The 12,292-nt window shown below is 54.5% G+C and carries 10 protein-coding genes; all 10 read left to right on the forward strand.

Annotated elements, in window-relative coordinates; genetic code table 11:
- Nucleotides 1-168: 168 nt before the first annotated feature.
- Complete coding sequence (gene sucA / locus EDF75_RS02480) at nt 169-2,976, forward strand: 2-oxoglutarate dehydrogenase E1 component (RefSeq protein WP_045854500.1); 2,808 nt, start codon at nt 169-171, stop codon at nt 2,974-2,976.
- Nucleotides 2,977-2,990: 14 nt separating this feature from the next.
- Complete coding sequence (gene odhB / locus EDF75_RS02485) at nt 2,991-4,211, forward strand: 2-oxoglutarate dehydrogenase complex dihydrolipoyllysine-residue succinyltransferase (protein ID WP_133596866.1); 1,221 nt, start codon at nt 2,991-2,993, stop codon at nt 4,209-4,211.
- A gap of 121 nt (nt 4,212-4,332) precedes the next feature.
- Nucleotides 4,333-5,499, forward strand: a complete 1,167-nt coding sequence (gene sucC, locus EDF75_RS02490) for an ADP-forming succinate--CoA ligase subunit beta (protein ID WP_041144637.1) — start codon at nt 4,333-4,335, stop codon at nt 5,497-5,499.
- Nucleotides 5,499-6,368, forward strand: a complete 870-nt coding sequence (gene sucD, locus EDF75_RS02495; protein WP_041144638.1) for a succinate--CoA ligase subunit alpha — start codon at nt 5,499-5,501, stop codon at nt 6,366-6,368. The genes sucC and sucD overlap by 1 nt, the downstream gene beginning before the upstream one ends.
- 1,273 nt (nt 6,369-7,641) lie before the next feature.
- A complete protein-coding gene (cydA, locus tag EDF75_RS02500) occupies nt 7,642-9,210 on the forward strand; it encodes a cytochrome ubiquinol oxidase subunit I (RefSeq protein WP_133597973.1) in 1,569 nt (522 codons plus the stop codon).
- A gap of 15 nt (nt 9,211-9,225) precedes the next feature.
- A complete protein-coding gene (gene cydB, locus EDF75_RS02505) occupies nt 9,226-10,365 on the forward strand; it encodes a cytochrome d ubiquinol oxidase subunit II (RefSeq protein WP_133596868.1) in 1,140 nt (379 codons plus the stop codon).
- Between the two features lie 17 nt (nt 10,366-10,382).
- Nucleotides 10,383-10,496 carry a cytochrome bd-I oxidase subunit CydX gene (gene cydX / locus EDF75_RS02510; RefSeq protein ID WP_004100325.1) on the forward strand — a complete coding sequence of 38 codons (114 nt, stop codon included), beginning with the start codon at nt 10,383-10,385 and terminating at the stop codon, nt 10,494-10,496.
- 130 nt (nt 10,497-10,626) lie between these two features.
- A complete protein-coding gene (gene ybgE / locus EDF75_RS02515; protein ID WP_041144641.1) occupies nt 10,627-10,911 on the forward strand; it encodes a cyd operon protein YbgE in 285 nt (94 codons plus the stop codon).
- A gap of 285 nt (nt 10,912-11,196) precedes the next feature.
- Nucleotides 11,197-11,601: a tol-pal system-associated acyl-CoA thioesterase gene (ybgC, locus tag EDF75_RS02520; RefSeq protein ID WP_041144642.1), complete on the forward strand. Its 405-nt coding sequence runs from the start codon at nt 11,197-11,199 to the stop codon at nt 11,599-11,601.
- On the forward strand, nt 11,598-12,290 hold the full coding sequence (tolQ, locus tag EDF75_RS02525; RefSeq protein ID WP_133596870.1) for a Tol-Pal system protein TolQ: 693 nt from the start codon (nt 11,598-11,600) through the stop codon (nt 12,288-12,290). The genes ybgC and tolQ overlap by 4 nt, the downstream gene beginning before the upstream one ends.
- Nucleotides 12,291-12,292: the final 2 nt, after the last annotated feature.

A 12,292-nucleotide genomic window follows, 5' to 3' on the forward strand; every position in this document is an offset into this window, starting at 1 on the left:
CTAACGCAACCGCAGCCTGAACGCCGAAGATTAATGGCAGTTTTTAAAGGTTCCTTAGCGGACGCAGAAGCCACAACTCGTCCGTAATGAGTGAACCCCGGCACGTACAATCCATGTGCGTGGTAGTTTCTACGGCGAAATAAGCATATAAATGCTTAAGGGATCACGATGCAGAACGGCGCAATGAAAGCCTGGCTGGACTCTTCTTACCTCTCTGGTTCGAACCAGAGCTGGATAGAACAGCTCTATGAAGACTTCTTAACCGATCCTGACTCTGTTGACGCCAACTGGCGTTCTATGTTCCAGCAGTTACCTGGCACCGGAGTCAAACCGGATCAATTTCATTCCAAAACGCGTGATTATTTCCGTCGATTGGCGAAGGATGCCTCACGTTACACTTCTTCGATTTCCGACCCTGACACCAATGTGAAGCAGGTTAAAGTCCTGCAGCTCATCAACGCCTATCGCTTCCGCGGTCACCAGCATGCGAATCTCGATCCGCTGGGACTGTGGAAACAGGATAGAGTGGCGGATTTAGACCCGGCATACCACGATTTGACCGAGGCCGATTTCCAGGAAAGTTATAACGTAGGTTCCTTTGCCATCGGGAAAGATACGATGAAGCTGGGCGAGCTGCTGTCAGCGCTCAAACAGACCTACTGCGGCGCTATCGGCGCGGAATACATGCATATCACCTCTACCGAAGAGAAGCGCTGGATCCAGCAGCGTATTGAATCGGTAGCAGGGAAAGCCAGCTTTACCGCTGAAGAGAAAAAACGCTTCCTAAGCGAACTGACCGCCGCTGAAGGTCTGGAACGCTACCTCGGCGCGAAATTCCCGGGTGCGAAACGCTTCTCGCTGGAAGGCGGCGATGCGCTGATCCCGATGCTCAAAGAGATGATCCGCCACGCTGGCAAAAGCGGCACCCGCGAAGTGGTGCTGGGCATGGCGCACCGCGGCCGTCTGAACGTGCTGGTCAACGTCCTCGGTAAAAAGCCGCAGGATCTGTTTGACGAGTTCGCCGGCAAGCATAAAGAACACCTCGGCACCGGCGACGTGAAGTACCACATGGGCTTCTCTTCCGATATGGAAACCGAAGGCGGTCTGGTGCACCTGGCGTTGGCGTTTAACCCGTCGCACCTCGAAATCGTCAGCCCGGTGGTTATCGGTTCCGTGCGCGCCCGTCTGGATCGTTTGGACGAGCCAAGCAGCAATAAAGTGCTGCCAATTACCATTCACGGCGACGCCGCGATCACCGGTCAGGGCGTAGTTCAGGAAACCCTGAACATGTCGAAAGCCCGCGGTTACGAAGTGGGCGGTACCGTACGTATTGTTATCAACAACCAGGTGGGCTTCACGACCTCGAACCCGCTGGACGCGCGCTCTACGCCGTACTGCACCGATATCGGTAAGATGGTTCAGGCGCCTATCTTCCACGTTAACGCGGATGACCCGGAAGCCGTGGCTTTCGTTACCCGCCTGGCGCTGGATTTCCGCAATACCTTCAAACGCGATGTTCTGATCGACCTGGTGTGCTACCGCCGTCACGGCCATAACGAAGCCGACGAGCCGAGCGCAACCCAGCCGCTGATGTATCAGAAAATCAAAAAGCATCCGACTCCGCGCAAAATCTATGCTGACAAACTCGAGCAGGACAAAGTTTCGACGCTGGAAGACGCCACCGAGCAGGTCAACCTCTACCGCGACGCGCTGGATGCCGGCGAATGCGTGGTAGAAGAGTGGCGCCCGATGAACCTGCACTCCTTTACCTGGTCGCCGTACCTCAACCACGAGTGGGATGAGAGCTACCCGAGCAAGGTAGAGATGAAGCGCCTGCAGGAACTGGCTAAGCGCATCAGCACCGTGCCTGAAAGCATTGAAATGCAGTCTCGCGTCGCCAAAATTTACGGCGATCGTCAGGCGATGGCGGCCGGCGAGAAGCTGTTTGACTGGGGCGGGGCGGAAAACCTGGCCTACGCGACGCTGGTCGATGAAGGCATTCCGATTCGTCTGTCCGGTGAGGACTCCGGTCGCGGCACCTTCTTCCACCGCCACTCGGTTATTCATAACCAGGTGAACGGCTCAACCTATATTCCGCTGCAGCACGTGCACAACGGCCAGGAGCATTTCAAAGTCTGGGACTCCGTGCTCTCTGAAGAAGCGGTACTGGCGTTTGAATACGGCTATGCCACCGCTGAGCCGCGCACTCTGACTATCTGGGAAGCACAGTTCGGCGACTTCGCCAACGGCGCCCAGGTTGTTATTGACCAGTTCATCAGCTCCGGCGAGCAGAAATGGGGCCGGATGTGTGGCCTGGTGATGCTGCTGCCGCACGGCTACGAAGGTCAGGGCCCGGAGCACTCCTCCGCGCGTCTGGAGCGCTATCTGCAGCTCTGCGCCGAGCAGAACATGCAGGTTTGCGTCCCGTCTACCCCGGCACAGGTTTACCACATGCTGCGTCGTCAGGCGCTGCGCGGTATGCGCCGTCCGCTGGTGGTGATGTCACCGAAGTCGCTGCTGCGCCACCCGCTGGCGGTGTCCAGCCTCGACGAACTGGCAAACGGCACCTTCCTGCCGGCGATTGGCGAAGTGGACGACCTCGACCCGAAAGCCGTGAAGCGCGTGGTACTGTGCTCTGGTAAAGTTTATTACGACCTGCTGGAGCAGCGTCGTAAGAACGACCAAAAAGATGTCGCTATCGTGCGCGTAGAGCAGCTCTATCCGTTCCCGCATCAGGCGGTACAGGAAGCGCTGAAGCCTTATGCGCAGGTGCATGATTTTGTCTGGTGTCAGGAAGAACCGCTCAACCAGGGCGCGTGGTACTGCAGCCAGCATCACTTCCGCGAAGTGATTCCGTTTGGGGCCTCTCTGCGTTATGCAGGCCGCCCGGCCTCCGCCTCTCCGGCGGTAGGATATATGTCCGTTCACCAGAAACAGCAACAAGATCTGGTCAATGACGCGCTGAACGTCGATTAATTAAAGGATACATAATGAGTAGCGTAGATATTCTGGTTCCCGACCTGCCTGAGTCCGTAGCTGACGCGACCGTTGCGACCTGGCATAAAAAACCGGGCGATAGCGTCCAGCGTGATGAAGTGCTGGTGGAAATCGAAACTGACAAAGTGGTACTGGAAGTACCGGCATCAGCGGACGGCATTCTGGAAGCAGTGCTGGAAGACGAAGGCGCAACCGTGCTTTCTCGTCAGATTCTGGGCCGCCTGCGTGAAGGCAACAGCGCGGGCAAAGAGTCCGGTGCGAAGGCCGATGCGAAAGAGTCCACCCCGGCTCAGCGTCAGCAGGCTTCCCTGGAAGAGCAGAGTAACGATGCGCTCAGCCCGGCGATCCGTCGCCTGCTGGCTGAACATAACCTCGATGCGAGCGCGATCAAAGGCTCCGGCGTTGGCGGCCGTCTGACCCGTGAAGATGTTGAAAAACATCTGGCGGCAGCGCCGGCTAAAGCGGAAACCAAGGCGCCGGCTGCGGCCGCAGCTCCGGTTGCTCAGCTGGGCCACCGCTCTGAAAAACGCGTTCCGATGACCCGCCTGCGCAAACGCGTAGCCGAGCGTCTGCTGGAAGCGAAAAACTCTACCGCCATGCTGACGACCTTCAACGAAGTCAACATGAAGCCGATTATGGATCTGCGTAAGCAGTACGGCGACGCGTTCGAAAAACGTCACGGCATCCGCCTGGGCTTTATGTCCTTCTACGTGAAAGCGGTCGTGGAAGCGCTGAAGCGCTATCCGGAAGTGAACGCCTCCATCGATGGCGACGACGTGGTTTATCACAACTACTTCGACGTCAGCATGGCCGTATCGACGCCGCGTGGCCTGGTAACGCCGGTTCTGCGCGATGTGGATCTGCTGGGTATGGCGGATATCGAAAAGAATATTAAAGAGCTGGCACTGAAAGGTCGCGACGGCAAGCTGACCGTAGACGATCTGATCGGCGGTAACTTCACCATTACCAACGGCGGCGTCTTCGGGTCTCTGATGTCTACGCCAATCATCAACCCACCGCAGAGCGCAATTCTGGGTATGCACGCTATTAAAGATCGTCCGATGGCGGTCAATGGCAAGGTAGAAATTCTGCCGATGATGTACCTCGCGCTCTCCTACGACCACCGTCTGATCGATGGACGTGAATCGGTAGGCTTCCTGGTAGCGATTAAAGAGCTGCTGGAAGACCCGACTCGTCTGCTGCTGGACGTGTAGCGAACATGGCCCGGCAGCGTTCAGCGTGCCGGGCCAATAAAAACATCATCAGCGCTGTAAACCGCGATTTATCGCCTTACAGACTCAATGATAACGATTACCTGAAGGATGGACTGAACACATGAACTTACATGAATATCAGGCAAAACAACTGTTTGCCCGCTATGGCTTACCGGCGCCGGTGGGTTATGCCTGTACTACTCCGCGCGAAGCAGAAGAAGCCGCTTCAAAAATCGGTGCGGGTCCGTGGGTAGTGAAATGTCAGGTTCACGCTGGCGGCCGCGGTAAAGCGGGCGGTGTGAAAGTAGTTAACAGCAAAGAAGACATTCGCGCATTTGCTGAACATTGGCTGGGCAAACGCCTGGTGACCTACCAGACGGATGCGCACGGCCAGCCGGTTAACCAAATCCTGGTTGAAGCGGCGACCGATATCGCCAAAGAGCTCTATCTTGGCGCCGTGGTTGACCGTAGCTCCCGTCGCGTTGTGTTCATGGCTTCCACCGAAGGCGGCGTGGAAATCGAAAAAGTGGCGGAAGAGACGCCGCACCTGATCCACAAAATTGCTATCGACCCGCTGGCGGGCCCGATGCCTTACCAGGGCCGTGAGCTGGCGTTCAAACTGGGTCTGGAAGGTAAGCAGGTTCAGCAGTTCACCAAAATCTTCATGGGCCTGGCGAACATTTTCCTGGAGCGCGATCTGGCACTGATCGAAATCAACCCGCTGGTTATCACCAAACAGGGCGACCTGATCTGCCTCGACGGCAAGCTGGGCGCTGATGGCAACGCCCTGTTCCGTCAGCCGGACCTGCGTGAAATGCGCGACCAGTCTCAGGAAGATCCGCGTGAAGCCCAGGCTGCACAGTGGGAGCTGAACTACGTTGCGCTGGACGGCAACATCGGCTGTATGGTTAACGGCGCAGGCCTGGCGATGGGTACCATGGACATCGTTAAGCTGCACGGCGGCGAACCGGCTAACTTCCTTGACGTTGGCGGCGGCGCAACCAAAGAGCGCGTTACCGAAGCGTTCAAAATCATCCTTTCCGACAGCAATGTTAAAGCCGTACTGGTTAACATCTTCGGCGGTATCGTGCGTTGCGACCTGATCGCTGACGGCATTATCGGCGCGGTAGAGGAAGTGGGCGTTAACGTTCCGGTGGTCGTTCGTCTGGAAGGTAACAACGCCGAACTGGGCGCGAAGAAACTGGCTGACAGCGGCCTGAATATTATTGCAGCGAAAAGTCTGACGGACGCAGCGCAGCAGGTTGTTGCTGCAGTGGAGGGGAAATAATGTCCATTTTAATTGATAAAAACACCAAGGTTATCTGCCAGGGCTTCACCGGTAGCCAGGGGACTTTCCACTCTGAACAAGCGATCGCTTACGGTACGCAAATGGTCGGCGGCGTGACGCCGGGCAAAGGCGGCACCACGCATCTGGGCCTGCCGGTGTTCAACACCGTGCGCGAAGCCGTTGACGCAACCGGCGCTACCGCGACCGTTATCTACGTACCGGCTCCGTTCTGCAAAGACTCCATTCTGGAAGCTATCGATGCGGGCATTAAGCTGATCATCACCATCACCGAAGGTATCCCGACGCTGGATATGCTGACCGTGAAGGTGAAGCTTGATGAAGCCGGCGTACGCATGATCGGCCCTAACTGTCCGGGCGTTATCACCCCAGGCGCATGCAAAATCGGCATCATGCCGGGCCACATTCATCAGCCGGGTAAAGTGGGCATCGTTTCCCGTTCCGGTACGCTGACCTATGAAGCGGTTAAGCAGACTACTGACTACGGCTTCGGCCAGTCTACCTGCGTCGGTATCGGCGGTGACCCGATCCCGGGTTCTAACTTCATCGATATCCTGAAGCTGTTCCAGGAAGACCCGCAGACCGAAGCGATCGTGATGATCGGTGAGATCGGCGGCAGCGCTGAAGAAGAAGCGGCAGCCTACATCAAAGAGCACGTGACCAAGCCGGTAGTGGGTTATATCGCCGGTGTGACCGCGCCGAAAGGCAAGCGTATGGGCCACGCTGGCGCCATCATCGCCGGCGGTAAAGGCACGGCTGACGAGAAGTTTGCTGCCCTGGAAGCGGCCGGTGTGAAAACCGTCCGTAGCCTGGCAGACATCGGCGAAGCGCTGAAATCTATCATTAAGTAAATGTAATAAAACGGCCCCTGCTATTTGATGCTTGCTATTGAATAGACCGGGGCCGGTCCAGTTTCGACATGGTTGGCCACCTTCCGGTGGCCTTTTTTATGCCGCTCCCGCTGATATTTCCGATCTTTTCCGTTGCGCCGACTACGGTGCTCAATAACGCCCGTGACTCGGGCCGTTTTTTTACGCGCTCTCCTCAGGAGCATTGACTATCAATGCAGGACCACCTGAAGGTTTAATAACCTCATTTAAATCAATGTTAATCAAGGGGTTACTTTCATTTCGTTTACAGGGTAAGGGCTATGAACAGCGGCTTAAATAAGCCCGGGTTTATATTTACACGCGGACTGTTATTTTTATCGGCGATGTAAAATAACTATTTAATGACGTTATTAAATCGTTTTTAAATTAATTCTCAACGGGTATAAAACAGTGCCTGGGCGAGGGCGGTTTTCTGCATATGTTTTTTTAAACGCCGGAGGTGATGGCGGAACCCTTTGTTATATATTTATTTTTTGTAGGGCGGGAGAGGGGAGGGCTGACCAGCATTGAGCATTATTCTTACGCCGTCAGCGTTGTGGCGCGAGGCATGGCCAGAACTTCGTAGCGGTAGCGGAGCGGCATCCCTGCTTCGTTGATTGTGGGATAGTTCCCCAGCGGTGTTAAGTGTTGGTAAAAACAATGATAAATAAAATAAGTTGAAAATAAACGGCTAATAACTTGATAAAAAAAATCCGTGAGCTATGCGACATTATTTGCCGATAGTCTCTCGTCCCGGCATTGTTCCTTCAGCTTAAAAGAGGATCCGGCTTTAAATAAATCGACTATCATTTTCAGTAACTGATGACACCTTCGCAAAACATATCCTTAACCTATCGTTTACTAGCGTTGCACATAGTAAACATAATTAACATTCAAAATGAAAATTGATTTAAATCAATGTTTAACTGTTGGAAAAAAATGAGAAATGGAGTTAAATTGTCGCCGATCAAATTGGCCGAAAACCGGTATTTTCGCTATAAATTGATCGCTGTCGAAAAGCGCAAATTTATCTCAATAAAAACCTATTTATTGTAAGGGATTTGCAGCGTAATATAACCACGGGATCAATTTGGGTGTTTTTTTAACATGTTTGTAACTTTTCTCCATTACCGTTTCCTCTCCGGAAGAAAGGGTACGGCGAAAGGGCGCAAATAAATTTGTATTGGGGCATGTGTGTGACCCTTTCTAACGGGGTTCACTCTCGGAGTCTTCATGCGATGAGCAAGGAGTCATGATGTTAGATATAGTCGAACTGTCGCGCTTACAGTTTGCCTTGACCGCGATGTACCACTTCCTTTTTGTGCCACTGACGCTCGGTATGGCGTTCCTGCTGGCCATCATGGAAACGGTTTACGTCCTTTCCGGCAAACAGATTTATAAAGATATGACCAAATTCTGGGGCAAGTTGTTTGGTATCAACTTTGCGCTGGGTGTAGCAACCGGTTTGACCATGGAGTTCCAGTTCGGGACAAACTGGTCTTATTACTCGCACTACGTGGGCGATATCTTCGGTGCGCCGCTGGCCATTGAAGGGCTGATGGCCTTCTTCCTCGAATCTACCTTTGTCGGTCTGTTCTTCTTCGGCTGGGATCGTCTGGGCAAAGTACAGCACATGGCGGTGACCTGGCTGGTGGCTCTGGGGTCCAACCTTTCCGCACTGTGGATCCTCGTTGCTAACGGCTGGATGCAAAACCCGATCGCCTCGGACTTCAACTTCGAAACCATGCGTATGGAGATGGTCAGCTTCTCCGAGCTGGTGCTGAACCCGGTAGCTCAGGTGAAGTTTGTCCACACCGTCGCCTCTGGTTACGTCTGCGGCGCGATGTTCGTTCTGGGCATCAGCTCCTACTATATGCTGCGCGGTCGCGACTTCGCCTTCGCTAAACGCTCCTTTGCCATCGCGGCAAGCTTCGGTATGGCCGCTATTCTCTCCGTTATCGTTCTCGGTGATGAGTCCGGTTACGAAATGGGCGACGTGCAGAAGACCAAACTCGCGGCTATCGAAGCCGAATGGGAAACTCAGCCGGCACCGGCCGCCTTCACCCTGTTTGGTATTCCCGATCAGGATGCGCAAAAAAACCGCTTCGCGATTCAAATTCCGTATGCGTTGGGGATTATTGCCACCCGCTCCGTGGATAAGCAGGTTACCGGTCTGAAAGAGCTGCTCGTTCAGCACGAAGCGCGTATCCGCAACGGCATGAAAGCCTACACCCTGCTTGAAGAGCTGCGCGCCGGTTCGAAAGATCAGGCCGTTCGCGACCAATTCAACAGCGTCAAGAAAGACCTTGGCTACGGGCTGCTGTTGAAACGTTATACGCCTAACGTCTCCGACGCGACGGAAGCTCAGATTGCGCTGGCAACGAAGGACTCGATCCCTCGCGTGGCTCCGCTGTACTTTGCCTTCCGTATCATGGTTGCCTGCGGCATCCTGATGCTGGGTATCATTGCGGCCTCCTTCTGGACGGTTATCCGTAATCAGGTTGGCGAGAAAAAATGGCTGCTGCGCATCGCGCTTTACGCGATTCCTCTGCCGTGGATTGCCATCGAATCCGGCTGGTTCGTTGCTGAATATGGCCGTCAGCCGTGGGCGATAGGTGAGGTCTTGCCGACCGCGGTGGCGAACTCCTCGCTGACCGCCGCTGACCTGATCTTCTCGATGTTGCTGATTTGCGGTCTGTACACCCTGTTCCTGGTGGCGGAGCTGTACCTGATGTTCAAATTCGCACGCCGTGGCCCAAGCAGCCTGAAAACCGGTCGCTACCATTTTGAGCAGTCTTCCGCGACTACTCAGCCGGCACGCTAAGACAGGAGTCGTCAAATGATCGATTATGAAGTATTGCGTTTAATCTGGTGGCTGCTGATCGGCATTCTGCTGATTGGTTTTGCCGTCACCGATGGCTTCGACATGGGGGTGGGCATGCTCACCCGCTTCCTCGGTCGTAACGACACCGAGCGTCGAATCATGATCAACTCCATTGCTCCACACTGGGACGGAAACCAGGTATGGCTGATTACCGCGGGCGGCGCGCTGTTTGCCGCCTGGCCGACGGTCTATGCCGCGGCGTTTTCCGGCTTCTATGTGGCAATGATTCTGGTGCTGGCGTCTCTGTTCTTCCGTCCGGTTGGTTTCGACTACCGCTCGAAGATTGAGGACACCCGCTGGCGTAACATGTGGGACTGGGGCATCTTCATCGGTAGCTTCGTGCCGCCGCTGGTGATCGGCGTGGCGTTCGGTAACCTGCTGCAGGGCGTGCCGTTCCACATGGATGAATACATGCGCCTGTACTACACGGGTAACTTCTTCCAGCTGCTGAATCCGTTTGGCCTGCTGGCCGGCGTAGTGAGCGTGGCGATGATCCTGACCCAGGGCGCGACCTATCTGCAGATGCGTACCGTCGGTGAACTGCACCTGCGCGCTCGCGTCACCTCACAGGTTGCGGCACTGGTCACGCTGGTCTGCTTCCTGCTGGCGGGCGTTTGGGTGGTCTACGGTATCGATGGTTACGTGGTGACCTCGGTTATCGACCGTGCGGCGCCGTCTAACCCGCTGACCAAAGAAGTGGCGCGTCAGGCCGGCGCGTGGATGGTTAACTTCAACAACATGCCGTCGCTGTGGGCAATCCCTGCGCTGGGCGTCGTGCTGCCGCTGTTGACTATTCTGACTTCACGTCTGGAGAAGGGCGCCCTGGCGTTTGTCTCTTCCTCCATTACCCTGGCGTGTATCATCCTGACTGCGGGTATCGCTATGTTCCCGTTCATCATGCCGTCCAGCTCGATGATGAACGTTAGCCTGACCATGTGGGATGCGACCTCCAGCCAGCTGACGCTGAACCTGATGACCTATGTGGCGATTGTCTTCGTGCCGATTATTCTGGGCTACACCAGCTGGTGTTACTGGAAAATGTTTGGCCGCATCACCAGAGAAGACATCGAAAAGAACACCCACTCGCTGTACTAAGGTAAGGAGCTATATATATGTGGTATTTCGCATGGATTTTGGGAACGCTTCTTGCCTGTGCTTTTGGGGTTATCACCGCGCTGGCGCTTGAGCACGTGGAAGCCACCAAAGCAGGTAAAGAAGAACACTGATGATAGTTATCGCAACGCGATATACGAAATCAGTCGGGTTGCATCGAGGCGGCAAGCCTGGGAATCCCCGGGAGCTTACGGAGGTAAGCGACTGGGGTAAGCGGGCGCAGCCAACAAGGAGGCAACACGAATGATAAAATATATCTATGCGATAATGGATAAGCGCCCGCTCAGGGCGCTTTCTCTGGTGATGGCGCTGCTGCTGGCGGGCTGCATTTTCTGGGATCCGTCGCGCTTTGCGGCGAAAACCAGCGAGCTTGAAATCTGGCATGGTTTCCTGCTGATGTGGGCCGTTTGTGCCGGCGTTATCCACGGCGTGGGCTTTCGTCCGCGCGCCGTCTTCTGGCAGGGGATTTTCTGTCCACTTATCGCTGATATTGTCCTCATTACCGGGCTTTTCTTTTTCTTCTTTTGAACGATAAAAGTATAAGAGAACTCTGGTAACCTCATGGGCTTGCATAAGCCCATAAAAATTTACTCGCCGTTTACTTTCTCCCATTCCAAACCACGATTCCCGCGCGTATAGTAGCGAAGTTTGAAAGCACTAATCTTTTTTTGCATTACCGGGATGTAAAGTGAACACAACGCGATATACAACGGCATTCTCAATGCATCGCGGCGGCAGGTACGCAACTCACCGGGAGCTTACAAGAGTAAGTGACTGGCGTGAGCGGACGAAGCCAACAAAGAGGCAGCAGGAATGAATAAGTATATGTTTCGATGGCCGGTTCGGGTCTACTACGAAGATACCGATGCCGGTGGTGTGGTTTACCACGCCAGCTACGTCGCTTTTTATGAAAGAGCACGTACGGAGATGCTGCGTCACCATCACTTCAGTCAGCAGGTTTTGTTGGCTGAGCGAGTTGCCTTCGTGGTTCGCAAAATGACGCTTGAATATTTTGCGCCCGCCAGACTCGACGACATGCTCGAAATCCAGACGGAAATATCTTCGATGCGAGGCACCTCATTGGTCTTCACGCAGCGAATCGTCAACGCCGAGAATACAGTGTTAAACGAAGCTGAGGTTCTCATTGTGTGCGTTGATCCACTCTTAATGAAGCCTCGTGCGCTTCCCAAGTCTATTGTCGCGGAGTTTAAGCAGTGACTGACATGAATATCCTTGATTTGTTCCTGAAGGCCAGCCTTCTGGTTAAACTTATCATGTTGATTTTGATTGGTTTTTCTATCGCTTCCTGGGCTATCATTATTCAGAGAACGCGTATCCTCAATACCGCAACCCGCGAGGCTGAGGCCTTTGAAGACAAGTTCTGGTCGGGTATTGAGCTTTCTCGCCTGTATCAGGAAAGCCAGGGGCGTCGCGATAACCTGGCCGGTTCGGAACAGATTTTCTATAGTGGTTTCAAAGAGTTTGCCCGCCTGCATCGCGCAAACCACCATGCGCCAGAGGCGGTGGTTGAAGGGGCGTCGCGCGCCATGCGTATCTCCATGAACCGCGAGCTGGAAACCCTGGAAACGCATATCCCGTTCCTCGGAACCGTCGGCTCCATCAGCCCGTATATCGGCCTGTTTGGTACCGTTTGGGGGATTATGCATGCCTTCATCGCCCTCGGGGCGGTGAAACAGGCGACTCTGCAGATGGTTGCGCCGGGTATCGCCGAAGCGCTTATCGCCACGGCAATCGGTCTGTTTGCCGCAATCCCGGCGGTAATGGCCTACAACCGTTTGAACCAGCGGGTGAACAAACTTGAACTGAACTACGACAACTTTATGGAAGAGTTCACCGCGATTCTGCACCGTCAGGCGTTTACCAGCAGCGAAAGCAATAAGGGGTAAGC

The sequence above is a fragment of the Klebsiella sp. BIGb0149 genome (assembly GCF_004362605.1).
Classification (GTDB): domain Bacteria; phylum Pseudomonadota; class Gammaproteobacteria; order Enterobacterales; family Enterobacteriaceae; genus Klebsiella; species Klebsiella terrigena.